Genomic DNA, 25750 nt, shown 5'->3' on the forward strand with positions numbered 1-25750 from the left:
CCGGCCTAATGAACCTGGCCATTGTCGAAGCACCGGCGGACTCCACTCCGCCTCCGGCCGATCCGCTGGACCATCTTGCGGATGCGCTGTTCCACGAGATGGGCTCTCCCGGCGTCTATGGCCGCACCGCACTCTATGAAGACGTTGTGGAGCGAATTGCGGCGGTGATCTCGCGCAATCGCGAGCCGAACACCGAGGTGATGCGCTTCCCGCCCGTCATGAACCGCGCCCAGCTTGAGAGGTCGGGCTATCTGAAGAGCTTTCCCAATCTTCTCGGCTGCGTCTGTGGCCTGCACGGCATAGAAAGCGAGATCGACGCGGCGATCAGCCGCTTCGATGCCGGCGGCGACTGGACCGAATCGCTATCGCCAGCCGATCTCGTCCTGTCGCCGGCAGCCTGCTATCCGCTCTATCCGATCGCCGCGAGCCGAGGGCCCGTGCCGGCAGCCGGCTGGAGCTTCGACGTGGCCGCCGACTGTTTCCGTCGCGAACCTTCGCGCGATCTCGATCGGCTGCAGTCCTTCAGGATGCGCGAATTCGTCTGCATCGGGAGCGCCGATCACGTCTCGGCGTTCCGGGAGCGCTGGATCATACGCGCACAGAAGATCGCCCGAGATCTCGGGCTGACCTTCAGGATCGACCATGCCAACGACCCGTTCTTCGGCCGGGTCGGGCAGATGATGGCGGTGAGCCAAAAGCAGCTGTCGCTGAAGTTCGAACTGCTGGTGCCTCTGCGCTCCGAGGAGCGACCGACCGCCTGCATGAGCTTCAACTACCACCGCGATCATTTCGGCACCACCTGGGGCATCGTCGATGCGGCCGGCGAGCCGGCCCACACTGCCTGCGTAGCCTTCGGAATGGACCGTCTCGCCGTCGCCATGTTCCATACCCACGGCAAAGACGTCGCGCTGTGGCCGATCGCAGTGCGGGACCTGCTTGGCCTGGCGCAGACCGACCGCGGGGCACCGTCAGCATTCGAGGAGTACCGATGCGCCAAGGAAGCCGGGAGCTAGCCCGGGATCGGAGAGCGGAAGGGAGCGCCTCCATGAGGAGAGAGACTCTCGCCGTTCACGGCGGCTTCGAAAGCGATCCGGCAACGAAAGCCGTTGCCGTGCCGATCTACCAGACGGCCTCGTATGCATTCGACAGTGCCGATCATGGAGCCGCGCTCTTCAACCTTGAAGTGGACGGCTTCCGCTACACCCGGATCGGCAATCCGACCAACGCCGTGCTGGAGAAGCGCGTCGCCGCCCTGGAAGGAGGCATCGAGGCACTTAGCGTGGCCTGCGGTCAGGCCGCGGTGAACTATGCGGTCGTGAACCTCGCGGAGATGGGCTCCAACGTCGTCTCGGTTCCGCAGCTCTATGGCACCACGCATACGCTGTTCGCGCACATCCTGCCGAGGCAGGGCATTGCGGTCCGTTTTTCGGACGACGACCGGCCGGAAAGCGTCGAAAGGCTGATCGACGACGATACACGGGCGGTGTTCTGCGAGAGCGTCGGGAATCCGGCCGGAAATGTCTGCGACATCCAGGCGATGGCCGATGCCGCGCACAGGCACGGCGTCCCGCTCATCGTCGACAACACGGTGCCGACACCGATCCTGCTCAGGCCGATCGAATACGGCGCAGACATCGTCGTGGAGTCGCTGACGAAATTCATGGGCGGGCATGGCACGACGCTTGGTGGAATTATCGTCGACGGCGGCAGGTTCCCGTGGGCGGAGCATCGCCGGCGCTTCCCGATGATGAACGAGCCGGAGAAATCCTACCACGGGCTGGTCTTTACCGAGCGCTACGGCGCCGCCGCCTACATTGCGCGTTGCCGCGCCGTCTCCCAGAGGACCACCGGCGCCGTCCTGGCGCCGATGAACGCTTTCCTGCTGCTCCAGGGCATCGAGACCGTCGCGCTCCGGATCGAGCGGCACGTCGAGAATGGCGCAAAGGTCGCGCAGTTCTTGCGCAATAACCGCCGCGTCGAGTGGGTGAACTATGCCGGCTTTCACGACAGCCCCTATTTCGTGCTGACGCAGAAGTATCTGGGTGGCCGGGCGTGTTCGCTGCTGACTTTTGGCGTGGCTGGAGGCTTCGAGGCGGGCAAGCGGTTCTACGACGCGCTGAAGCTCTGCAAGCGGCTGGTCAATATTGGCGACGCGAAAACGCTCGCCTGCCACCCCGCATCGACAACGCACCGGCAAATGTCGGCCGAAGAACAGGACAAAGCCGGCGTGCGGCCCGAGATGATCAGGCTGAGCGTCGGAATTGAGCACATCGACGACATCGTCGCGGATCTCGATCAGGCCCTCTGCGCCGCGAATTGACGTTCGTCAACCATGAAGGCACTCGCATGACTGTCTTGATCGACGTAGACTCGGACGAGCACCACCTCTTATCGAGAGCGCCCGGCAGCGGCGCCCGTGCGATGGCGTCACCGGGAAGCCGGGCGGAGTGCCTCGACATCGGGCTCATCAACAACATGTCGGATGCGGCCTTGATGTCGACCGAGCGCCAGCTGTTCGACTTGCTGGCTGCGGCTGCCGGACGACTTTGCGTCAGGCTGCATTTCTATACGATGGAAGCGACCCCCCGTTCGGAATGGGGGCGCGATTACGTTCGTCGATACTACCGTGGCACCGACGATCTGCTGAACAGACGCCTGGACGGCGTGATCGTGACCGGCGCCGAACCCAGAGCCGCCAGTCTGACGGACGAGCCGTACTGGACCACCTTCGCCGAGATCGCGGACTGGGCCCGGGAGAATACGGTGTCGTCGGTGTTCTCCTGTCTGGCCGTCCATGGGGCCGTCCTGCACCTGGACGGCGTTACGCGCCACAAGCTGCCTACCAAATGCATCGGTGTCTTCACTCAAACGAAGACGAGAAATCATCCGTTGATGCACGATGTTCCTGCGAATTTCAGAATGCCGCACGCCCGCTGGAACGAGGTGCAGGATGAAACTCTCGAGAGCTGCGGATATTCCATTCTCACCTGGTCGGCGGAGGCTGGTGTCGATTGCTTCGTCAAGCAACAGAAGAAGAGCCTTTTCGTCCATTTCCAGGGCCACCCGGAATACGAAACGCAGACCCTGCTGGGCGAATACCGAAGGGACATGGGCCGTTTCCTCCGGGGCGAGAACGAAGTTTGTCCGACAATACCGACGGGTTATCTGGACGAGGAGGCAGAAGAGATCTTGGGCGCCTATCGGCGAAAGGCCCTTTTGGACAGACGTCCGGAGTTTTTCGATGATTTCCCTGCCAATCAGCTGGCAAGGGATCTGCAGAACGGCTGGCAACTTCCGGCCAGACGCATCTACCGCAACTGGCTGCTTTACCTGGCGTCGCAGCGAGCCGAACGCTCAAAAGCGTTGCACTCCAACGGGACGTGCCGAACGAGGCCGCATTCCGGAATTTCGGCCCGTCAAAGTCGACACCGGTTGGTCGCCGTCCGATCCGGGGGTCCCCACGCGCCGGGCTCAAAGTCAGGGACACGAGTATGATGTCCGAAACAGGTACGAGAACGGCGCACCTTTATCCACCAGGGCCGGACGAGCCCTGCAGCCCAACTCAAGATCTCCTGAGCTGGATGAGCAAATGCTTCAAACGATACGGCAACATCTATAGGGCGTCTGTCTACGGTTCCGACGTGTATGTGATCAGTACTCCGGAGTACGCGGAGCACGTCCTTCGCAAGAATTGGCAGAACTACAAGAAAGGCCTGGCGATCAAGCGCATTGCCTGGCTCCTCGGTAATGGCCTTATGGTGAGCGAGGGAGAGTTCTGGAAACGTCAGCGGCGGATGATCCAGCCTGCTTTCCGCCACAACGCGATCGGAGCGTTCAGTCACGTCATTACAGCGGCCAATGTGGCGTTGCTTGAAAGATGGAAGCAGGCAGCTCGAGAGAAGAAGAGCGTCAATGCCACTCGCGACATCAGCCGCATGGTCGCGGAGTCGGTTCTCAGCGCAATCTTCGGAGCCGACTACGAATACGTGCGCCCGCATTTCAGTATTCTGACCGACGAGTCTGCGCGCAACCTCGAGTTTGCGAAAGAGTTCAGGTCTTTGGGAGAAATCGTGAGCCGGGTTGCCGCCGAAAGGAGGAAGAAGAACATCAGATCCGCCGACATGCTCGGCATGCTTATGGAAGCGCGCGACCGGGACAGTGGCCAAATAATGCCAGACCGCCAATTGGTCAACGAAACGATGACCCTGATTGTCGCCGGACACGAAACGACGGCTTCCACCCTGAATTGGATCTGGTACTTGCTCTCTCAGCACCCGGAGGTCGAGGAAAAATTATGGAGGGAGCTCGACAATGTGCCTGCGAGCGAGCTTCCTGACCTCAATGATCTCGGGAGGTTTAGCTACACGCGGCGCATTATTGAGGAGGCGCTACGCCTGTATCCGCCCGGCTGGCTGATGACGCGCAGGGCGCTGAAGGACGATTACCTTGGCGACTATTTCGTGCCTGCCGGAACTGAAGTATATATTTCCACTTACCACATCCAGCGACACCGCAAGCTCTGGGAAGCCGCGGATAGTTTCCGTCCGGATCGCTTCGGTCCCGATTTCTTGCAGGAACGACATCCGCCGACGATGCTCCCGTTCTCCGTAGGGCCGAGGAACTGCATCGGTGAAATCTTTGCGCGCCTCGAAATGCAGATTCACCTGGTGATGATCGCCAGGCAGCTGCGGCTGGGCTACGATGAAGAGAAGCCTCCCGAGCTGGAGGCTGCCGTGAACTTGCGCAGCAAGCATGATTTCGTCATGACCCCGGAGATCAGAGCTTCGGCGAATGGTTATGAAATCCGCCGGCGGGGACCAGAGACGCGAGCGATGAGTTCCGGGGGAGGGGCGTGAACCCGGCGCCTCGCGGCCGCCGGGAAGGGTGAAAGCCTCAGGGGCCGATGTCGAAGAGCGCTATCTCTGTATAAGCCAAATCTCCCAACCGCGGCCGATCCGATCCGCGGAAATATCTATTGGCCTTCCCTGGGAAGTATTTGCCGACCAGTCCGTCAATTGGTCCGTTCGCGTCGAGCAATACCACGACATGCCAGGTATGCCGGGCAAGAAATAAGCCTATCGGCCGCGCAAAGCGTACGAAGTCATCCACACTGCGGCAATAGACAAGTTGCGCGCATGGAACCCTGCTGAATTGCCGGATTCGAAATACAAAAGGATAAGCATCTTGAGGTGTAATGCACCACAGACTGATGCATCCGCAATCTGCGTGCTCGAGCAGCAGGTCGCGATCGTGTGGATCCAATCGAACATCAAGCTTGGTGTGCACATCGACGACCCTTGCGGGCGCCTCCTTGCTAGCTCGACCGAGCAAGGGAATTGAGGCAAAGAGTCCACCGCAATATCTGACGTAGCTCAAGGCTTCTATCATGCGAAATGTATTTTTCGCCGGCGTCAGGTTGAGCACCGTGGCCTCCTTGAAATCGGAGGCCTTTTTTATGAGCTGTGGCGCGCACATTCTAAATGCCGGATCAACATACAAGCCTAACCCGTTGCAACGGATCTTGGCTTTGCCATTTTCCCAGACTGTCGAGAATATCAAGAGCAAGATACCAACAAGCTCGCCGTCAATGTCGATCACATATCCGTAGCGTGGCAATTCTTCTGCGGGCAGTAGTCGGTGACTCAAGCAGGAGAAAATATCCTCCCAGAAACTGCGAGGGCGCCCTGACCCATATCCGCCGGTCAGCAGGTCTATGGCCGCCGGGATGTCGGCATCAGTTATGAGACGGATTTTGATGCAGGACAACGCCTACCAACCTCTCAACCCCATGCGACCGTGATCTCAATTTTCGCACTCGGGAGCACAGGCGCACTCGAATTCCAATACGCCAGGGCCCCACGAGCACTGCCAACGAATCTTGCCAGTGCTCTTTCGCCAGTAGATGCGGAAATTGACGCCGGCCGGGGGAAACAAAAAGGGTCGAAGAAGTTCGCCTTCATTTGAGCGAGCACATATAATCTCGCTTTCATGCGCTTTGAGTTTCTCCAGCAAATCGTTGTAGGCCAAATCCTTCGTATCTCCGTAGCCGACTACGGCCCTCGCATCATTGACGTACTGTCTTTCGGAAGAACGAGCCATTGACCATCTCTCGACCGAGCGAACCACCACTGCGTGCCACAAGGTCAGCTGCAAACTTACCTGACCACGGCTCGGGTAAGTAGCTCCACTTCGGAGGTACCCCGCTGGAAAGCGTGGACTTTCCGACGTCCACCTTTACGCTCCCGACCAGGCAGGTTCGGTCGGCTAGGTTGTCTCCCGACCGCGCCTTGTTCCGGCGGTAGGCGGTCGCTGTCCCGGAGATTGCAGCAACGGAGGCCGGACCGGTCGACCGCAAGGCGCTTTCCGCGAAGGCTATGGTCCACGGACCTAAGTCCGTCGCGCATACATGGAGGTTCGTCATGGTCTCCGCCACCAATTCCATCAGCCATTCGAGGACATGGACATTCTTCCGAGGCCAGTGGCACGAGGGCAATGTGCCGATCATGGGGCCACGCACCCATGGGCTCTGGCTCGCCTCGACCATCTTCGATGGTGCGCGCGCTTTCGAAGGCGTTATGCCCGACCTCGATCGTCATTGCGCCCGCGTCAATCAATCTGCGGTCAACTTCGGGCTAAAACCGGTCGTCGATCTCGACACGTGGCTCGGACTGGTGCGCGAAGGTATCGCCCGTTTCCCGGTCAATGCCGAACTCTACATCCGCCCGATGTACTGGCCGCAGAACGGCATCGGCGGCGGTGTGCTGTTCGATCCGGAAACGACGGACTGGTGCCTTTGCATCTACGAATCGCCGATCCCGGAGCCCGTCGGCAGCGCGATCACCCTGTCGCCGTTCCGCAGACCGACCGCCGAATGCGCGCCGGCCGATGTCAAGGCCTCCTGTCTTTATCCGAACAGTTCGCGTGCGCTCAGGGAAGCCGCCTCGCGCGGCTTCCAGAATTGCCTGATGCTGGACATGCTCGGTAACGTCGCGGAGTTCGGCAATTCGAACGTGTTCATGGCGAAAGACGGCGTTGTCTTTACGCCTGCGCCGAATGGCACGTTCCTGAACGGAATCACGCGGCAGCGCGTGATCGAACTTTTGCGCGGTGACGGCATCACGGTGTTGGAGGCAACGCTGCGCTACTCCGATTTCGTCAGTGCGGACGAGATCTTTTCGACCGGCAATTTCGCAAAAGTCGCGCCCGTGATCCGGATCGACGACCGGCAACTCAGGCCAGGGCGCTTTTACGCGCGGGCACGAAAGCTGTATTGGGATTTTGCCCACGGAATGAAGCTTGCTGCGTGAGAGGGCATCACTGGGCAACATTGCGAGAGGATAGGGCGCGACTCTATATCAGCTTTCGCGGTTCGCTCTGGTGAGCCAAGAAGCATTGCGAAATGTAAGGGGATGCGCGTGACGGCGAGCAGGAGGACCTTCCTTGCTGGCACCTATTCAGCGGCGACCCGGCCCGTGCGGCGGGGGCGTTCCTCGTCGGATGTGACGAAGAGGTGGCCTGCGTGCTTGATCACGTTGTCGGTCGTCTCGCGGATATGGCGCTCGATCAGCTCCTCGGCCTTCGCGGCATCGCGCGCGACGACCGAATCCATGATCATCTTGTGCTCGACATCCTTGGCGCGCCATTTGGTCCGGAATTGCGAGGACATGCGGCGGTAGCGGTGCGCGCGTTCGAACAGCTTCTGGCGGATCTCCAGGAGGTTGGGCGAGCCGCACGCGGCAACAAGCGAAAAATGAAAATCGCCGTGGAGCTTGCCCCATTCTTCCGAGAGATAATAATTGGAGCCGAGCCGGTTCTGCAGGCGATCCATCCGGTGGAATGCGCCGATGATGTCCGCCTCCCAGGCGTCGTCGCCGTTCTTGATCGCGAGCGCTACGCATTCGCGCTCGATGAGCACGCGGACATAGGTGAGGTCGTTGAGATCGTCGATCGAAACCGGCGCGACGACGAAGCCGCGCTGATCCTCCGCGATGACGAGCCCTTCGGCCACGAGGCGCGACAGCGCCTCCCTCAGCGTCGAAAAGCTCACCGCGTACATGTCTCGTAGCGCCTCGAACCGCAGCTTGGCGCCGGGCTTGAGCGTGCAACTGATGATGTCTGCGCGCATCCGGTGGAGCACGTCAGCCGCGCGTGTTTCACCTGCTGGCTTGACCCTCTCACGCATCCGACGCCGTCCTGCCATCCCTCTGCTGCCAGTCAGTATCATCGATTTTCGAAAGAATATCAAACAGTTCGGGCTGCCGTTGCCCGGTTGGCACGGCGGTATCCACGGTGTTGAACGGATCGAAGCCTGCAGCAAGCGACGGGATTGCTGCGAACTCTCCGAACAGCTTCGGGTCCCATCGTCGGCGAGCAGGATCGGACGAAGTTGCGTAATTTCGAAATAATACCATTTCATCGAAAATATGTTTGTGCGCATTGCCCTGATGCGGTATCAGGACATCAAACATCGTCGAGCCCTAGGAGGGGAGCAATGCCGCCTATTGTTCATGCGGTCGGGCACGTGAAAATCAACACCACGGCGATCGAGGCCGTGGTCCGGGACGCGACCGAAATCCTCGGCTTGCAGATCACCTACACGGACGAGGGGCAGACCTGGTTGAGCTCCAACGGGCGCGCGGCGGAACTGGTGCTGCTCAGGTCGCACGAGAATGCGACCCATACGATCGGATTGGAGGCGCTCACCGTCGATGCCGTCCGCGAGGCGGAGTCGCGCGTCGAGAGCGCCGGATGTCGCGTCATCTCGCGTAAACCCAGCCTCGATTGCATGGCCGCGGGCGTCACCTTCGCCACGCCGGAAGGGCTGCGCTTCGAGGTGCATACGCCGACGCGCGACCAGATCTACGGCCGGCGCTATCCGACCCACGGCGTCGGACCGAACCGCATGGATCATCTCAATCTGACGTCGCCCGATCCGATTGCAACGCGCCAGCAGCTCGAGAGGATCTGCGGCCTCCGCATATCCGAACGCATGGTCGACGACAGCCTGAGCTGGATGTACGGCGGCAATCGCCAGCATCACATCGTCGGCGTCGTTCGCGGCAAGGTGGGGCTGCACCACTACTCCTTCGAGTTCAGGGAGTTCAACGACTACCTGAAGCTCGGTGACCTGCTTGACCGCTTCGACAGGCAGATGCTGTGGGGGCCGGGCCGGCATCGGCCGGGCGACAACACCTACGCCTATTACACCGATTCCAGCGGCGCGATGATCGAGTGCTCCGGATCGATGGCGTTCATCGCTGACGACGCCGGCTTTGTGCCGAATGTCATCACCAATCTCGAGCGCCCGGGCAATGTGCGCTGCATGAATGTCTGGGGCACGCCCGCGCCGCTCGAATGGCGTCAGTTCCACTTTCCCTTCACCGCCATCACCTGACGGGAAGTCGGGCAGCCTTGCCCGTGTGCGCACTGCGTGAGCGCGCCGCCCCTGTCGCAGCCTACGAGAGAGATTTCAATGCAAGAGAAGCACACCTTCCGGTCTGACGGGCTCAAGCTATCGGCCGTACTGCACGTGCCGGACGCGAGAAAGCCGGGCCAGCGGCTGCCTGCCTTCATCGTCCTGCACGGCTTTGTCGGATCGAAGGACGAATCCCACGCCGAAATCCAGGCGCGCATGCTCGAGCAGATGGGATATGTGGCGCTTCGCTTCGATTTCCGCTGCTGCGGGGAGAGCGAAGGTGAACGTGCGCAGGTGCGCTGCTTCGACCAGGTCGCGGACGCCAAGAACGCGCTGACGTTCCTTGCGGAGAGGGAAGAGGTCGATCCCGGGCGGATCGGCGTGGTCGGCCATAGCTTCGGCGCGGCCGTCTCCGTCTACGCCGCCGGCGTCGACGATCGCTTCGCCTGCGTGATCTCGTCCTGCGGCTGGGGCGACGGGGAGCGGAAATTCCGCGGCCAGCATCCGACGCCCGAAGCCTGGGCAAAATTCACCTCGCTTCTGGAGAAAGGACGCAAGCAAAAGCAGGACACCGGCCAGAGCATGTGGATCTCCCGCTTCGATGCCGTCTCGATCCCGGAGCATCTGCGCAAGAATCTCTCGCCAAAGGCGATCATGGAGATTCCCGTCGAGACCGCGTGGAGCATGTACAATTTTCGTGCGGACGAGGTCGTCGGCAACATCGCGCCTCGTCCGATCCTGTTCCTGCACACCGCCAACGACACGATCACGCCGACGGAGCAGTCGATCCGCATGTTCGAGAAGGCCGGCCAGCCGGCCGAGCTCGTGCTGATCACCGGCACGTCGCATTTCCCGCTCGCCGAAGGCGATGCGCCGCGCACCAAGGCGATCATCAAAGGCTGGCTCGACAAGTTCTTCCCGTCTCCGCTCGGTGCCTGAGCATGACGGGCGCTTCAGACACGGTCGCGATCGGCGCCGATGCGCTCCGGCCGTTCGCGGCGGATCTTCTCAGGGCGGGCGGCTTCACGGCCGACCAGGCGGATCAGACGGCGGCCATGCTCGTCTGGGCCAATCTGCGCGGCGCCGATTCGCACGGGCTGTTGCGGATCCCGCGCTACGTCGAGATGGTCGAGCTTGGTCTGATCAATCCCGCCGCCGAACCGCGCCAGGTTTCGGGCAAGGGCGCGGTGGCGGTGATCGACGCACAACGCGCGCCCGGCGCCGTCGGAATGAGCCTTGCTGCGCGAAAAGCAAGCGAGCTTGCGGACACCCACGGGATCGGCTGGTGCGCGGTTCGCTCCATCAGCCACGCCGGCGCGATCGGATACTACGCGCATCAGGTCGCTCAGGCGGGACGGATCGGCATTGTTATGACGGCTTCGAAACCGCTGATGATCTATCACGGATCCAGCGCAGAGGGCGTCTCAACGAACCCAATCGCGATTGCCGCGCCGACCGGCAATCCCGATCGTCCCTTGCTCCTCGACATGTCGACGGCATCGGTGGCGCTCGGAAAGATCATGGCTGCGAGGGATGCCGGTCAGCCGATTCCGGTTGGCTGGGCTGTCGATGGGAATGGCCAGGCGACAACGGACCCGCGCGAAGCAAAAGCGGTCCTTCCGATGGCCGGTCCCAAGGGTTCGGGCCTCTCTCTGATGATAGAGGTTCTCGCCAGCGTCCTGACGGCCAACCCACTCATCGCCGTGGCGCTCGTCCACGGCGGCGATCCAGGCGGCAACGGTCTGGTGGCTGTGCTCGACCCGTCGGCCTTCGGCGGCAACTTCACCCTTGAAGTCGATCGGCTCAGCGCGGCGATCAAGAGCCTGCCGCCCGCGGCCGGGGCGGACAGCGTATACCTGCCGGGCGAGCGCGGCTTTGAGGAAATGGAAAGACGGTCGCGCGCGGGGATTCCGCTCGCGCGGGGAACTGTTTCGCGATTGCTGGCGCTCGCCTCGAAACTGAATGTGGCGGTGCCCGAAGGCGTTGCCTAGTCGAGGACCCTCGGGCGCACCCCGGGCCGACTTGGTCGCCCTTATCGGCGTGAAATCGCGTGTTTTGGCGATCCGTCGCCGACCGTTCCGTCACGCATCCCCACCTGCCTGCGTTGCGCGCGGGAGCCCAGCGTTTCCGTCAACCCTGATCTCGACGACATCGGGACGTGGATCGGTATACTGCCACCATGTACCGGAACAAGGATCAGATGATGGACGATACGATTGGCTTCCCCGACCCCGGCCTTGACCTGTCCGACGGTTTCAAGCCGCACACCTCGCATTGGGGCGTGTTCTCGGCGCGCAACGGCGCAGCCGGCCTTGAGGTCAGGGCCTATGCGGGCGATCCTGATCCGAACGGCATCATCGACAATTTCCCCGGCGCACTGCGGCACCAGGCGCGCATCGCCCAGCCGGCGATTCGCCGCGGCTGGCTCGAGCGAGGTCCCGGTCCGGACGATCGCCGCGGCCGCGACGAATTCGTCTCCGTGAGCTGGGAGAAGGCGCTCGACCTCCTCGGCGACGAGCTCGGCCGCATCCGCGACACGCGCGGGCCCGGCGCCGTGTTCGGCGGCTCCTATGGCTGGTCGAGCGCGGGCCGCTTCCACCACGCGCAGAGCCAGGTGCATCGCTTCCTCAATATCGCGATGGGCGGCTATGTGCGTTCGGTGAATTCCTATTCCTCGGGCGCCTCCTCGGTGCTGCTGCCGCAGATTCTCGCGGGCTACGAAGACATCACCAAGCGCAACGTCACCTGGGAGCAGATCGCGACTGAGACGGACATCGTGCTGGCATTCGGCGGCATGGCGCTGAAGAACTCCATGGTGGCCGGCGGCTCGATCAGCAAGCATGTCGAGCGCGGCGCCATGGCGGCGGCGCACCGGCGCGGCTGCGAGTTCATCCTGGTCAGCCCGCTGCGTGAAGACCTGCCGGTCGAGGCCGGTGCCGAATGGACGACGTGCGTGCCCAGCACCGACACCGCGCTGATGCTCGGCATCGTCCACACGCTGGTCAGCGAGAACCTGCACGATCAGGCCTTCCTCGATCGCTACACCGAAGGGTGGCCCGTCTTCCTGCGTTATCTCACCGGGGAGAGCGATGGCCAGCCGAAGAGCGCCGAGTGGGCCGCCGCGATCTCAGGCGTTGACGCGGACACGATCCGCACGCTCGCCCGTCGCCTTGCCGGAAGGCGCGCGCTCATCACCGTCTCGCATTCGCTCCAGCGCGCCGAGCATGGCGAGCAGCCGGTGTGGATGGGCATGGTGCTGGCGGCAGCCCTCGGCCAGATCGGCTTGCCCGGCGGCGGCTACGCCTATTCGCTCGGGGCGATCGGCTATTACGGCCGCCGCGTCAACGACGTGCCGGGGCCGACGCTCGGGCAGGGCCGCAACGGCGTCCGTGATTTCATCCCGGTCGCGCGCATCGCCGACATGCTGCTCAATCCCGGAACCACCTATCGTTACAATGGCGAGACGCGCACCTATCCGGATATCCGTCTCGTCTACTGGGCCGGCGGCAATCCCTTCCATCACCACCAGGACATCAACCGCCTGCGCAAGGCTTTTGCGCAGCTCGATACCTTCGTCGTGCACGAGCTCGCCTGGACTGCGACGGCGCGCCACGCCGACATCGTGCTGCCGTCGACCATGACGCTCGAACGCGAGGACATCGGCTATTCCAGCAACGATCCCCTCATGGTCGCGATGCACCGGATCGCCGAGCCGTTTGGCCTCGCGCGCGACGACTACGAGATTTTTGCCGATCTTGCCGAGCGTCTCGGGGCGCGCGAACCCTTTACCGAAGGACGCACGTCGCGGGAGTGGCTAAAACATCTCTACGAGCCGACCCGGGCCTCGCTCGCCATGCGCGACCTTGAAGCGCCGAGCTTCGACGAATTCTGGCAGCGCGGCAGCCTGGTCGTGCCGCAGCAGCCCGACGACGGCGGCCGATTGCGCCGCTTCCGCGAGGACCCGGTCGCTCACGCCCTGCCGACGCCGAGCGGCCGCATCGAGATTTTCTCGACGAAGATCGCCGGCCATGGCGATGCGGATTGTCCGGGCCATCCGGTCTGGCTCGACAAGACCGACATGCCCAAGCCCGGTGCGCCATGCTTCCTCGTTGCCAACCAGCCGGTGACGCGCCTGCACAGCCAGCTCGATTTCGGCGGACATTCGCTTGGTGCCAAGCATCGCGGCCGCGAGGTCGCGCGCATGAACCCGGTTGATGCCGACGCGCGCGGCATCAAGGACGGCGACATCATCCGCCTGTTCAACGAGCGCGGCGCCTGCCTCGCCGCGGTCCACGTCACCGACGGCATCGCGCCCGGCGTGGTCCAGCTCCCGACCGGCGCCTGGTACGACCCGATGGACCCCGAGGACGACGCGCCGCTCTGCGTCCACGGCAATCCGAACGTGCTCACCCGCGACGTCGGCACCTCGTCCTTCGCGCAGGGCTGCACGGGGCAGCTGACGACGGTGGAGGTGGAGAAATTCACCGGCAATCTGCCGCCGATCCGGGCGTTCGATCCGGTGTAGCGGGGCGTTCGCCTCTTGCCCCGTCATTGCGAACGGAGCGAAGCAATCCAGAGTCTTTCCGCGGTGGCAGTCTGGATTGCTTCGCTGCGCTTGCAATGACGATGTGGAGGCTGTGAGCGCAACTTCATCCCCGTCAACAGACAAAGAAGAGGGGCCGTCCTGTGTGGGAGCAGGGACGGCCCCGAGTGGCTCGTAGGCCCGGGAGGACGAGGGCGCGAGCCGGCGCAAGTGGCAGGGCACTTACGTTCGAAACGTTGCAGACCAAACCAGACGCGTATTCCGCAACGCCATGTCGCCTGCCGTGTCGAAAGGACGAGCTACGCGGCCGCGCTGGCCATCCAGTCCCTCTCTGCAGCAGGACGGCGCCGCGGCAGCGCTTCCGCTGCGAGAGGCTCGGCCTTGCTGGCGAGGCGCCAGCGTGCCGGAGACTGGCCGCTGATGCGCTTGAAGACGGTCGAAAAATGCGCCTGGGTGCTGAACCCGACGGCAAGTGCGATTTCGGCCAGTGGCCGCCCGGTCGTCGCGAGCAGCGTCTTCGCATTCTCGATCCGGTGATTGAGCAGATATTCGCGCGGACGGTAGCCGGTCGCGGCGCGGAACTGTGCTGCGAAGTGCATTCTGGACAGGCCGGCGACATTGGCGAGTTCGGACAGGCTGATGCAGCGGTCGAAATTGTCCGCGATATATTGCTCAACGCGCCGCAGCCGCCATTTCGGCAAGGCGTTGACCCTGGCACGCGGCGGCTCCAGCCGGGCCAGATGCATCGCAAGGGTCTGGCCGACGCAGCGTGTGAACTCCCGGTCCGCGGCATCGCCATGCTCGGTCAGCGCCCTGGCGAGCTCGGCCGCGAGCGGGTCGCGCAGCAGGACGAGGTCGCCAAGTCCTTCCGCGGCAGGCGATTGCGCCGGGAAATGATCGGCGGAGATATGGAAGTGCAGGAAAGCGCAGGGCGCCTGGAATTGTGCGGCGAGAGGCTTCGACGGTGCGCTGACATAAAGCGTCCCTGCGGGCATGGTGCCGTCGAAAATCACCTGGCGGTCACGGGTCAATTTCGCACGCGTGGTCTTCAGGGCAATTCCGACGAAGTAGCGATCTTCCGGCGTCGTCGCCTCGTGCGACGAGCTGTCTCTGAAATCCTCCCATCGCGAAATCGTGATGTCCTCGATCGCCGCCTCAAGGCCGCGGTCGATCCGGCGCCACCCGCGTTCCCTCGGGATCGCCTGTGCTGCCTGGCGGAGCTGGTGATCGCGCGGCTCGGCCTGAAGATCAATCCAGGCAGGCGCCGCCTGCAAGTCGGTAAACATCGCTCGTCCTCTCTTGGCATCGCGGCCGCTGGCGGCGACCGGCAAACCCCCAAGCCCAAAGCTTTCGACAAGGCTTTCGAGAAGGTTTTCCATGCTCAGAGGATAGGCGTGAGCCGAACAAGAAGCCCGTTAGTGATGATTAGGATGTGTTAGATTTTGTGTGCGCGAACATGGTGTGACAGCCCGTCGCAGAGAGGTCGACTTTCTCAAATGTTTCAAGTCTTTGCGCCGATTGGCGTGGCGCGAGGATGGTGCCGGACCTGATGTGGCGATCGACCCACCGGTGCGAGGTTCGCGCTCGGCGTTCACTGGAGATCGCCTCGGCGCTCGATATGGCGCGCCGCGCGTCTCGATGCGGTGGAGGTGGTCGTCAGGATGAGCGAGAAGTGAATGAGCTTTCGGCAGGACATGGCCCCCGCAGCAGTGGATCATGACGTCGAGAGCCGCGCCGGCGGAAGCCGTCCGCGCCTCCTGCTTTCGTCTTCAGCCCTTGTGTCCGTCCAGTCGCGCTAGGAAGTCGCGGACGAGCGACGCGATCTCGTCGGTCGCCTCGTCCAGCGCGAAGTGACCGGCTTCGAGGATGTGAACCTCCGCCTCCGGAACATCGTCGCGATAGGCCGTGGCGCCGGCGACGGCGAAGGATGGATCGTATTTGCCCCAGACCACCAGCGTCGGTGGCCGCGTCTTGCGCAGCCAGTCCTGCCATTTGGGATAGGACGCGACGTTGGTCCGGTAATCCAGGAACAGCGTGGTCTGGATCTCGGCCTGGCCCGGGCGCGTCAGAAACGCGTATTCGTCGGTCCATGTATCCGGATCATAGCGTTCCGGGCGCGGGCTGGAACCGAGGTGCCGCTGGCGTGTCGCCTCCAGAGAGGTGAAGTTGGCCTTGAGCGCCTCGAGTTCGTGCGCCGGATCCGCCCAGTATCTGCGACGCGCTTCCCAGAGCGGGCCCAGCCCCTGCTCATGCGAAACGGCGTTCTGGATGATGATGGCGCTGGTACGTTCGGGATGCGCCAGCGCCATGCGGAAGCCGACGGGGCCGCCGTAATCCTGCATGAACAGCACGTAGCGGCTCAGGCCGAGCTTCGCCGTGAGCTCGCCGATCACGCCGGCGATGTTGTCGAACGTGTAGGCGAAGCCGGACGGCGGCGGCGCGCTGCTGTTGCCGAAGCCGGGATAGTCCGGTGCGATCAGGTGATATTTGTCGGCCAGCAGCGGCAGCAGGGGCTCCCACATCCGCGAGGAGGAGGGGAAGCCGTGCAACAGCAGCACGGTCGGCGCGTCGGCCGGCCCGGCCTCGCGGTAGAAGATCTTGAGGCCCCGGATCTCGACGGTGTGATAGCTGATCGAGCGCCGGCTCGACCGCAGCTCCTGCGCCGAGGCCTGCACGGTCGCGCAGGCAAGGGCAGCAGAGAGGGCGAGGGTGGCTGGAATGCTCATATGTCGTCGCTCCGATGTCAGGCCGCCGCGCGATCGCCCGCACCGGCGCTCGCGCGCGCGGCAGCTTCGGCCCGCCGCACGACGTCCGTGAGCTCGGGTGTAAAGCTTTCCTCGCCGTCCTCGATATGTCCCGTCAGCCGCGCGGTGATCTCCTGGAACACCCAGCCGTTGCCATCGGGATCGCTGAACGAGGCGTAGGAGGCGTAGCTCTTGCGCTGCGGGTTCGGGCCGGCGGCAAGGTCCTGCACGCTGGCATGATGGAATATGCCGCCGGGGTCGTGGAACGGCTCGCCGACGGTGATGCCGCGACGGCGCAGGTCGTCGCATGCGGCCTCGATGTCGGACACGATGAGATGGAGCCCCTTCACGGAGCCGGGAGCAGCAATCGTGAGGTTGCTGCCGAAAATGACCGAGCAGCCCGAGCCGGGAGGCGTGAACTGGATCACGCGATAATTGCTTGGGCCCTGATAGTCGATGTCGAGCCGCCAGCCGAGGTCGGCATAGAAGCGCTTGGCGCGCTCGACGTCCGAGACCGGGAGGACGACGACCTCGATCTTCATATCGACCGTATCGGTGGCCGCGGGTTCGCGAAGCCCGGCCTCGAGGATGTCGACGTCCTGCTCGACGGTCCCGCCGCTGATGCCGACGCCGGCGACGAGCTGTCCGTCGATGTGCAGCGGCGCGCCGCCGCCATCGAGCAGAAGCGTCCGCCCGCAACTCCCATCAGGGGAAACAGCGCCTGTCCGGGCTGGACCATCGGAGAGAGTTCCGCCGTTCGCAGTCCCACCAGCGCGGACGTATAGGCCTTCCGCTCCGACAGCTCGAGCGAGAAGGTCGGCGCGCCGCTCATACGGTGCTTGAGAATGATGTTGCCGTGAATGTCGATGATGCAAACCGCCATCGGAACTGTGGCGCGGGCAGCTTCCGCTTCGATGCGCTCTGCGATCGTCTTCGCATAGGAAAGCAGGTCCATGATCGTGTCCTCTCCGAGGAATATCGCGGCGTCGGGAGGCGCCGTCGCGGGCGCCTCCCGAGATGCGACCGCATCCAGAATTTTACGAAGCCTTCGCCATCGGCTTGCCCTTGAGGGCGGCGAGCAGCGTCTGCGCGGCGGGGCCCGACGAATGCGGATTCTGTCCCGTGATCAACTGGCCGGCGCTGACGACGTGCACGCCCCAGTTTGCCGTTTTCGAGAAGACGGCACCGAGCTTCAACATCTCGTCCTCGACGAGGAAGGGAACCACCTTGGTCAGGCCCACGTCCTCTTCCTCGCCGTTGGTGAAGCCGGTCACTTCCTTGCCCTGGACCAGCGGCTTGCCATCGGGCGTCTTGACGTGGCGCAGCGCTCCGGTCGAATGACACACGACGGCGATGGTCTTGCCGGCGGCGAGGAAGGACTCGATCAGCTTGACCGAGTTCTTGTCTTCGGCGAGGTCCCACATCGGGCCGTGGCCGCCCGGATAGAACAGCGTGTCGAAGTCTTCCTGCCGGACGCTGTCGAGGCGGACGGTCTCGTCGAGCTGGGCCTCGGCCGCCGCATCGTTCTCGAAACGCACCGTCAGGTCGGTGCGGAACTCGGGCTCGTTGCTCTTGGGGTCGAGCGGCGGACGTCCGCCCTTGGGCGAGGCGAGCGTGATCTCCGCGCCGGAATCCTTGAAGACGTAGTAGGGGGCTGCAAGCTCTTCGAGCCAGAAGCCGGTCCTGCGTCCGGTGTTGCCGAGCTGGTCGTGGGAGGTGATGACCATCAATACTTTCATGACACGGATTCCCTTGATTGCGTTTGCTGAATGACGCGCTCCCTCCTGGTGGAGCACATCGGTGCAAGTCTTCGTCGAGCTGCTGCGTTCGTTCGCCGCTCGCAAGCGTAATCTGCACCCAAGTTGGGCCGTTGGCTCGTTATGTGGTGTTAGACGTTGCGAGGGCGGCGTGTCGCCGCGGCTACTCGAACACGGCGTCGAATATCTCGACGTCCATCAGCACGGGCCTGGCAATCACGGTTCCATCAGCCTGCAGCGTCTGCACGCGCCGAAGCGTCGGCACCACGATGCCGGCGAAATTGTCATGGGCCCAGGAATAATGCGCTACCTTCATCCCGAAGAGATCGTGATCCGTCCGCCGTTGCAAAGCGCTCTGGTCGAAATAGAAGATCTGCTCGGGTGCGAGGGTGATCAGGTGCGCGGGGAATTGCGCCCGCAGCCGCCGCCAGGTCTCAGTGCCTTCAGACCACGGTGACAGCTCCTCCAACACGACATCGGGATGAGCGAGCAGGAATGGAATCGTCAGATAGTTCCAGATCGCGACGCCGCAGAAGAAGACGAGATGCAGTTCGTCCGCAAGCGCGGGGGCACTGGCCTCGGGAAATGCAAGGCTCGGATTGCGCCAGGTCCGCAGCACCTCGCCATCCAGGCTTTCGATCGTGATCGCGTCCGGTTGAAAGGAGCCTGAGTGTTCTCCCCCGGTGATGCCGGTGAAGCGGACGGATTGCGTCCGGGTCGAGCCTTCCGCGGTCACATCCTTGAATTCTCTGGCATGTCCGGCACTGGAGAACAGCATTCCGCCGACGGAAAGGTGGAGCGTGAAACGGTTCAAGCTGCTCCAGCGGTCCAAACCGCCACTAGCATCGATTACATCGTGAAGGAGAGCCATGTCCCGCCATATCCACCGTGAAACGTCACCACCATGGCGGGGCGGATGCGGCTTGGCGTGTTAGAAGTTGTTAGGAGTTGCGAGCAGGCAGTATGGCGGTATCTTGTTGAAGATACTCTCAATTCAGCGCGCCCAGGAGCTCCCTGGCGGCGACGAGATCACGGGTCTGGAGGCCCTCTTGGTACCGCGCGAGGAGCGGCGCGAGCAGATCGCGTGCGTCGCCGGCCTTTCCGGCATGACGCCAGACGCGGCCGAGGCTGATCGCCCCCCGCAGCTCCCAGCCGAGCGCGCATTGCCGGCGTGATAGATCGAGCGACTTCCGGAAGTAATTCTCGGCCCCCGCGGCATTTCCCGACCCGGCCAGGATGTCGCCCTTGACCCTGAGCATCTCCGGCATGTCGAAGGATTCGCCGTGCTCGGGGATCTGGGCGATGGCCTCATCGATCGTACGCAAGGCCTCATCGGGCTGGTTCTGCGCCACGAGACCCTCGGCAAGCGCGGTCGCAAACACCGTCGTCATGATCCGGTGCCGTGTGGCGTATAGCGTAGCCTGGCTGCGGCGAAGATGCTCGATCCCGCCGGCGACGTCGCCGCGGCGAAGCAGCAGCTCGCCCTTCTGGCCGATGCCGACCGCGTGGTAGGGGCCGAGGAAGTGCCGCGCCGAATGGTCGATCAGCCGCTCGATCAGGCTTTCGGCACTGGCCCAGTCGCCCACCCAGAGGAACACGTAGATGGTCCAGATCAGGGAAATGCCGAGGGTGAGCGGCTGTTCGAGCAGCTCGGCCTCGCGCACCGTGTATCTGGCCGCCTCGACGGCCCGATCGGGCCGGCCGGTGAGCCAGAGCCCGCGCGCCAGCGCCACCAGTGCAACGATGCGGTCGTCATAACCGAGATGGCCGATGTTCAGCCGCTGCGAGCCGGGATTGTGCACCATCGCGCTCTCGCAGAACTGCACGGCCTTGTCCTGGTTGCCGATCAGATGGTGGGCGACGCCGAGCATCCATTCCACGTTCAGTGTGGCGGCTGGATCATTCAGCTTCCGCGCGACGCCTTCGCCCTGCTCGCCGGTTCCGAGCGCGCCGTGAAAATCTCCGACCCTGGTCAGGTAGATGTGCAAGCCGCGCAGCAGCCAGAGCTGCCAGTGCAGGTCCTCGAGCTCTCTGGCAAGCTGGAGGCTGCGCGTGAAGGCGGAGCGGACCGCCTCCGTATTGCCCTGCGTGAACATCACGGAGACGCCGAGCGCGGCCTGCAACGTCATCTCCTGGCGGCCGTCGATCACGCCCTCATCGAGAGATACAAGCGCCTGCTGTGTCCAGCGGTAGCATTCCGTCAGCAATGTCAGCTCGAGGAAGAACTGGGCCGCTGAGGCCGCCAGATCCACGCCGATCGTCCGGTCGCCGCCATCCGAGAAGCTCCAGGTCAGCGCGGCCCTCACATTGGGCAGGTGGTCGGCATAGGGAAGGAAGCCGCCCGCGCTCTGCATGCCCGTGGATTTGAGCGCGATGTCGTGCAGGAAATCGCGGAAATATTCGGCGTGGGCACGCGCGACGCGGGCCGCTTCGCCGCTCTCGACCAGCTTGCCGGCGACGAAGGTGCGGGTGGTGTCGAGCAGGCGATAGCGCAGCCGCCGCTCCGCGGGCGAGGTCGCGATCAGGGACTTGGAGAGCAGGTTCGAGATGGCTTCGACGGCCTCGGATTCGCCGATACCCTGGCAGGACGCGACGGCAAGCGCGGCTTCCAGGGTGAAGGGCCCGACGAATACCGATAATCCGCGCAGCGTTGCGCTTTCGGCTGCCGGCAGCAAATCGTAGCTCCAGGCGAGCGCGGCGCTCAGGGTCTGGTGCCGCGGGATTGCGCTGCGCCGTCCCCGCCACAGCAGCGAGAAGCGGCTGTCCAGCAGCGAGGCGGTCCCGGCAATGCCATAGGCGTTCACGCGTCCGGCCGCGAGCTCGATCGCCAGCGCAATGCCGTCCAGCCGCCGGCAGATCTCGGCGACGAGCGGCGCATCCTCCTCGCTGAGCTCGAATTCGCTCAGGCTCTCGGCAATGCGTTCCACGAAGAGTTGGCTTGCGGGATAGGCAAGGATGTCGGCGATGCCGAGCCCGTCGCGCTCTGGCGGGCAATCCAGCGGAAACAGCCGATGGACGCGCTCACCTTCGCTGCGAAAGGATTCGCGGCTGGTGGCGAGAATATGGAGCTCCGGCGCCTCCTGGACGAGCCGCTCGGCCACCGGTGCGAGCTCGTCGAGGATGTGCTCGCAACTGTCGAAGACCAGCAGCGTCCGCCGGCTGCGCAGGAACGCCAGCAGGCCCGGCATCGGGTCGTCGGAATTGACGGTCAGGCCCAGGGTGGCCGCAATCGTTCCGGGAACGAGTCGGGCATCCGTCAGCGCTCCGAAATCGACGAAGCTCACCTGGCCGTCGAAGGCCGTGAGCTCGCCATGCGCGACGGCAAGTGCGACCGAGGTCTTGCCGATCCCGCCGGGGCCGACAATTGTGACGAAGCGATGCAGGGCAAGCTCGGCCGAAATCTTCTCGACGGCCTCGTCCCGCCCGATCATCCTCGCAAGCGGTGAGGGCAGCGCGTGGGGCGACGCGACAGGCGGGCTGGTCCGGCTCTCCGAAGGCGCCGGGTGAAGCAGCGGGGCGGTGAAACAATAGCCGCGTCCGGGGACGTTGACGACGTAGCGGGCACCTTCGCCGGCATCGCCTAAGGCCTTGCGCAGCGTCGTGATGTGGAAGCGCAGGCTGCCTTCGTCGACCGTCACGCCGGACCAGACCCGCTTGATCAACTCGCGCTTGTCAACGACCTCGCCGGCGCGCTCGGCGAGAAAAATGAGAATGTCGAGCGCGCGGCCGCCAAGGTGAAGCGGGGCGCCGTCCTTCTCCAGCAGCCGCGACTTTGCAAGCAGCCGGAATGGACCGAAAGCAATCGTCGAATCCTGGTCGTTAGTGTCCGGCACGGGCCAATGATTCCAGTGAAAGGGCTGGCGTATGCGCTTTGACCTACCTGAGCGAGGTTATCAGTAAACGGACCGAAAGTGGCGAAATCGCGTGGGGATCGGCCGAATGCAGGCGGGATACCCGTCGCGAATTTTGCTTAAACGCGAGCGGTTTATGACGCGACTGCGACAAATCGTCAGCAGGCTTGACCGTCGCGACGACGGCCTCCGCTGCCGGTTTGTGATGCCGCCGATCATAACAGAATCTTGCAACGTCTAACGGGCAAAACGCGCGCGATGCATCCAGTATGGCTTCCGAGTTAGGTCCTATTCCAATGGGAGGCTATCATGTCCGTTATCGGCTCCATGTCGGACGGCAGTGCCGTTCGATCTCAATTTGTCGCCAGCCTTGACGATCAGTCGCGTGATTGGGAACTCGTGCTGCGGGAGTCCCATCACCGCATGAAGAACACGCTGACGCTGCTGGGTGCGTCAGTCCGTCGCGACTTCACGCGGGCCGGCGCCAGGGACGTGTCGCTTGCGGTGGATCGGTTCGAGCGGCGCGTCGTTGCTTTCGGCAGGCTCTATCAGCTCCTGTCCGACAACGACGATGACTCGGCCGTCTCCGTCGGGGCTTTTTTCGAAAATCTCTGCGGAGCGCTCTCCGAAGCGGTGCTGGAGCCGGCGGGCGTCCGCTGCGAGGCCGCGATCGAGAGCGGCGTGCTGCCGGCATCGCAATGTCATCGGCTCGCGCTGATGCTGACGGAGCTGGTCACGAACGCGGCAAAGCATGCCTTCCCGAACAAGAATGGGGCACTGATCCGCATCGACATGGACAACCGCGACGGCGCCTGGGTCTGCACGGTGGCCGACAACGGGATCGGCGCCACCGGGCCGCTTCAGGGCACCGGCATCCGCATTCTCGAAGGGCTCGCACGCAGCATCCACGCGCGGTTGCATGGCGAGGCGGGGGAGGGCGGCACGCGGGTGACCATCGTGATGCCGGCTGCTTGAAGTTCGACTGTGTCCGGAACCGCTAACGAGCCCAAGCATTCGAGAACGAGCGACATTCGCCGTTCTGCGCAAAGTTGAGCCTGCAAAGCAAAGTTGAGCCTGCGAGAATGGGTTCGGTTGAGAGCCCGCGCCTCACATCAGGGAGTTCGACATGGCTACACTCGAAATCGATCGCGAAGCCGGGACCAGACCCTCACCGTCGCGCAGCGTTGATCTGAAGCTCGAGGTCGTCGTGATCCCGGTGTCCGACGTCGACCGCGCCAAGGCGTTCTACATGCGCCTCGGCTGGCGAATGGACGCCGACTTTGCCTCTGGCGACGATTGGCGCGTGATCCAGTTCACGCCGCCGGGCTCGGCCTGCTCGGTGATCTTCGGCAGGAACGTCACGGCGGCAGCGCCCGGCTCGGTGCGCGGCCTGTATCTGATCGTCTCCGATCTGGAGGCGGCACGACAAGATCTGCTTGGCCGCGGCATCGCGGTCAGCGAGCCGTTCCACGGCGGCGGCGACGTTCATGCCGGGCCGGACGAACCATACCTGTTCGGCAGTATCCGGGTCAGCGGTGTTGACCCGAAGCGCGGCAGCTACAGCTCCTTTGCCTCGTTCAGCGATCCCGACGGCAATGGCTGGCTGTTCCAGGAGATCACCACACGACTGCCCGGACGCATCGCGGCAGACGGCACGAATTTCCCCTCGCAGACCGATCTGGCGGCGGCACTGCGCCGCGCGGCGGTGGCGCATGGCGAGCATGAGAAGCGAACCGGCGGACACGACGACAACTGGGCGGACTGGTACGCCGACTACATCGTGCGCGAGCAGGCCGGTCAGCCGCTGCCGTCCTGAAGTTGCTGCATCCTCCATTCACGGCGTGCGATGACTTGGTCATCGCACGCCGTGTTGCGTTGTATCGCGCCCATCGCAGGATCGTCGATCGCTAGCCTCTAGCGCGCAGGCTCGCAACGGCTAACGCGGTCTAACAATCCATAACGAGCAAATCGGAAGTGCCTGCGCCAATCTCCTTGCACGACGAGCCGACGTCTCGATTTCGAATTCGGTCAACGGTGCCGACCAAAGCAAGGGAGATCCAACATGACCACGCAAGCACGAGCCGACATCCTCAACCCCGACCGCCGTCAATTGCTGGGCCAGGCCGCGATGACCGCGGTCGCCGCCAGCGTTGCGAGCCTGTTGCCGCTCCGTCCGGCAAAGGCGGCGGCGAGCGGCGCGATCCGCCCCTTCCACGTCAACGTGCCCGAGGAGGATCTGCTCGATCTGCGCCGGCGCCTCGCGGCAACGCGCTGGCCCGATCGCGAGATCGTCGCCGACCAGTCGCAGGGCGTGCAGCTGACCACGGTCCAGCAGCTCGTGCGCTACTGGCAGAACGACTATGACTGGCGCAAGGTGGAAGCGCGGCTCAACGCGCTGCCGCAATTCGTCACCGAGATCGACGGCGTCGACATCCACTTCATCCACGTCCGCTCCAGGCACGAGAATGCGCTGCCGATGATCGTCACGCATGGCTGGCCGGGTTCGATCATAGAGCAGATGAAGATCGTCGGCCCGCTGACCGATCCGACCGCGCATGGAGCGAAGGCGGCGGACGCGTTCGATCTCGTGATCCCTTCGCTGCCCGGCCATGGCTTCTCCGGCAAGCCGACGACGCTCGGCTGGGATCCGCAGCGCATCGCGCGTGCCTGGATCGTGCTGATGAAGCGGCTTGGCTACAATCGCTACGTCGCGCAAGGCGGTGATTGGGGCAATGCGGTGACGGAGCAGATGGCGGTGATCGCGCCGCCGGAATTGCTCGGCATTCACACCAACATGCCCGCCACGGTTCCTGATGACATCGCCAAGGCGCTGCAGCCCGGCGGAACGCGCCCGTCAAACCTCTCGGCCGAAGAGCGCATTGCCTACGACCAGCTCGACGATTTCTACAAGCACGGTCTCGGCTACGCGATCGAGATGTCGAACCGGCCGCAGACGCTCTATGGCCTCGTGGATTCGCCGGCGGGCCTTGCGTCCTGGATGCTCGATCACGATGCGCGCAGCGCCGCGATGATCGCGCGGGTGTTCGACGGCAAGGCGGAAGGGCTGTCGCGCGACGATGTGATCGACAACATCACGCTGTACTGGCTCACCAACACCGCGGTCTCGTCGGCCCGACTGTACTGGGAGAACAAGCTGGTGTTCTTCGAACCCAAGCACATCAAGATCCCGGTCGCCGTCAGCGTGTTTCCGGACGAGATCTATGCCGCCCCACGCAGCTGGACCGAAAAGGCCTACCCGAAGCTGATGCACTACAACCGGCTCGACAAGGGCGGCCACTTTGCCGCCTGGGAGCAGCCCGCGCTGTTCTCTGCGGAAATGCGCACCGCCTTCCGCCCGCTGCGCCAGTCGATCTGAACCGCATGGGGGACGCGCGCACCCGGCGCGTGTCCCCGTCCTTGAACGACGCCATATCAGGAGT

At 63.6% G+C, this 25750-nt stretch carries 21 protein-coding genes and 1 pseudogene; 12 read left to right on the forward strand and 10 right to left on the reverse strand.

Annotated features, from left to right (window positions below; genetic code table 11):
• Positions 1–8: 8 nt before the first annotated feature.
• Genes ACVWW6_RS19615 through ACVWW6_RS19630 form a run of 4 tightly spaced genes read left to right on the forward strand, consistent with a single transcriptional unit; the run spans position 9 to position 4856 of the window.
• Positions 9–1013 carry an amino acid--[acyl-carrier-protein] ligase gene (locus ACVWW6_RS19615; protein WP_456681279.1) on the forward strand — a complete coding sequence of 335 codons (1005 nt, stop codon included), beginning with the start codon at positions 9–11 and terminating at the stop codon, positions 1011–1013.
• 32 nt (positions 1014–1045) lie between these two features.
• A complete protein-coding gene (locus ACVWW6_RS19620; RefSeq protein WP_011089021.1) occupies positions 1046–2320 on the forward strand; it encodes an O-acetylhomoserine aminocarboxypropyltransferase/cysteine synthase family protein in 1275 nt (424 codons plus the stop codon).
• Between the two features lie 26 nt (positions 2321–2346).
• On the forward strand, positions 2347–3495 hold the full coding sequence (gene metA, locus ACVWW6_RS19625) for a homoserine O-succinyltransferase MetA (protein ID WP_456681280.1): 1149 nt from the start codon (positions 2347–2349) through the stop codon (positions 3493–3495).
• Positions 3492–4856 (forward strand): cytochrome P450, encoded by a 1365-nt coding sequence (locus tag ACVWW6_RS19630; protein ID WP_456681281.1) that lies wholly within the window; start codon positions 3492–3494, stop codon positions 4854–4856. Before metA ends, ACVWW6_RS19630 begins: the two co-directional genes overlap by 4 nt.
• A gap of 37 nt (positions 4857–4893) precedes the next feature.
• Here the strand turns inward: ACVWW6_RS19630 and ACVWW6_RS19635 are convergent, their stop codons facing one another.
• The gene (locus ACVWW6_RS19635) at positions 4894–5766 is read right to left on the reverse strand and encodes an acyl-CoA acyltransferase (protein ID WP_456681282.1); all 873 of its coding nucleotides are present in this window, start codon (positions 5764–5766) and stop codon (positions 4894–4896) included.
• A 653-nt stretch (positions 5767–6419) separates the two neighbouring features.
• Here ACVWW6_RS19635 and ACVWW6_RS19640 point away from each other — a divergent pair.
• On the forward strand, positions 6420–7307 hold the full coding sequence (locus ACVWW6_RS19640) for a branched-chain amino acid aminotransferase (protein WP_182872288.1): 888 nt from the start codon (positions 6420–6422) through the stop codon (positions 7305–7307).
• A 143-nt stretch (positions 7308–7450) separates the two neighbouring features.
• On the opposite strand, the gene ACVWW6_RS19645 is transcribed toward ACVWW6_RS19640, so the two are convergent.
• Both ACVWW6_RS19645 and ACVWW6_RS19650 read right to left on the reverse strand, forming a co-directional pair.
• Entirely contained in the window at positions 7451–8182 is a 732-nt protein-coding gene (locus ACVWW6_RS19645; protein ID WP_271551115.1) for a GntR family transcriptional regulator, read from the reverse strand.
• The gene (locus tag ACVWW6_RS19650) at positions 8175–8468 is read right to left on the reverse strand and encodes a hypothetical protein (protein WP_171901081.1); all 294 of its coding nucleotides are present in this window, start codon (positions 8466–8468) and stop codon (positions 8175–8177) included. The genes ACVWW6_RS19645 and ACVWW6_RS19650 overlap by 8 nt, the downstream gene beginning before the upstream one ends.
• Before the next feature lie 23 nt (positions 8469–8491).
• Here ACVWW6_RS19650 and ACVWW6_RS19655 point away from each other — a divergent pair, with 23 nt between their 5' ends.
• The 4 genes from ACVWW6_RS19655 to ACVWW6_RS19670 all read left to right on the forward strand — a co-directional run bounded on the left by ACVWW6_RS19655 (position 8492) and on the right by ACVWW6_RS19670 (position 13940).
• Positions 8492–9394 carry a VOC family protein gene (locus ACVWW6_RS19655; RefSeq protein ID WP_456681283.1) on the forward strand — a complete coding sequence of 301 codons (903 nt, stop codon included), beginning with the start codon at positions 8492–8494 and terminating at the stop codon, positions 9392–9394.
• 78 nt (positions 9395–9472) lie between these two features.
• A complete protein-coding gene (locus ACVWW6_RS19660; RefSeq protein ID WP_456681284.1) occupies positions 9473–10354 on the forward strand; it encodes an alpha/beta hydrolase in 882 nt (293 codons plus the stop codon).
• A gap of 2 nt (positions 10355–10356) precedes the next feature.
• Positions 10357–11406, forward strand: coding sequence for an Ldh family oxidoreductase (locus ACVWW6_RS19665; RefSeq protein WP_456681285.1), 1050 nt, complete (start codon positions 10357–10359; stop codon positions 11404–11406).
• A 212-nt stretch (positions 11407–11618) separates the two neighbouring features.
• The gene (locus ACVWW6_RS19670) at positions 11619–13940 is read left to right on the forward strand and encodes a molybdopterin guanine dinucleotide-containing S/N-oxide reductase (protein ID WP_456681286.1); all 2322 of its coding nucleotides are present in this window, start codon (positions 11619–11621) and stop codon (positions 13938–13940) included.
• A gap of 317 nt (positions 13941–14257) precedes the next feature.
• Here ACVWW6_RS19670 and ACVWW6_RS19675 read toward each other — a convergent pair whose 3' ends face one another.
• The 7 genes and pseudogenes from ACVWW6_RS19675 to ACVWW6_RS19705 all read right to left on the reverse strand — a co-directional run bounded on the left by ACVWW6_RS19675 (position 14258) and on the right by ACVWW6_RS19705 (position 22292).
• On the reverse strand, positions 14258–15244 hold the full coding sequence (locus tag ACVWW6_RS19675; RefSeq protein ID WP_456681287.1) for a helix-turn-helix domain-containing protein: 987 nt from the start codon (positions 15242–15244) through the stop codon (positions 14258–14260).
• A 483-nt stretch (positions 15245–15727) separates the two neighbouring features.
• Positions 15728–16684, reverse strand: a complete 957-nt coding sequence (locus ACVWW6_RS19680; protein ID WP_456681288.1) for an alpha/beta fold hydrolase — start codon at positions 16682–16684, stop codon at positions 15728–15730.
• A 17-nt stretch (positions 16685–16701) separates the two neighbouring features.
• Entirely contained in the window at positions 16702–17244 is a 543-nt protein-coding gene (locus ACVWW6_RS19685; RefSeq protein WP_456683170.1) for a VOC family protein, read from the reverse strand.
• Positions 17245–17334: 90 nt separating this feature from the next.
• Positions 17335–17657, reverse strand: a pseudogene (locus ACVWW6_RS19690) (GlcG/HbpS family heme-binding protein); the annotation flags it as partial.
• Between the two features lie 82 nt (positions 17658–17739).
• Complete coding sequence (locus ACVWW6_RS19695) at positions 17740–18441, reverse strand: type 1 glutamine amidotransferase domain-containing protein (protein ID WP_171463800.1); 702 nt, start codon at positions 18439–18441, stop codon at positions 17740–17742.
• Positions 18442–18622: 181 nt separating this feature from the next.
• Complete coding sequence (locus ACVWW6_RS19700; RefSeq protein ID WP_011089008.1) at positions 18623–19330, reverse strand: hypothetical protein; 708 nt, start codon at positions 19328–19330, stop codon at positions 18623–18625.
• 118 nt (positions 19331–19448) lie between these two features.
• Complete coding sequence (locus ACVWW6_RS19705) at positions 19449–22292, reverse strand: ATP-binding protein (protein ID WP_456681289.1); 2844 nt, start codon at positions 22290–22292, stop codon at positions 19449–19451.
• Positions 22293–22619: 327 nt separating this feature from the next.
• On the opposite strand from ACVWW6_RS19705, the gene ACVWW6_RS19710 reads away from it, so the two are divergent.
• From ACVWW6_RS19710 to ACVWW6_RS19720, 3 genes are all read left to right on the forward strand, one after another.
• Positions 22620–23285, forward strand: a complete 666-nt coding sequence (locus ACVWW6_RS19710) for a sensor histidine kinase (protein ID WP_456681290.1) — start codon at positions 22620–22622, stop codon at positions 23283–23285.
• Between the two features lie 151 nt (positions 23286–23436).
• A complete protein-coding gene (locus tag ACVWW6_RS19715) occupies positions 23437–24126 on the forward strand; it encodes a VOC family protein (RefSeq protein ID WP_456681291.1) in 690 nt (229 codons plus the stop codon).
• 246 nt (positions 24127–24372) lie between these two features.
• Complete coding sequence (locus ACVWW6_RS19720; RefSeq protein ID WP_456681292.1) at positions 24373–25686, forward strand: epoxide hydrolase family protein; 1314 nt, start codon at positions 24373–24375, stop codon at positions 25684–25686.
• The last annotated feature ends 64 nt before the right edge of the window (positions 25687–25750 follow it).

This window comes from Bradyrhizobium sp. USDA 3311, from assembly GCF_054062495.1.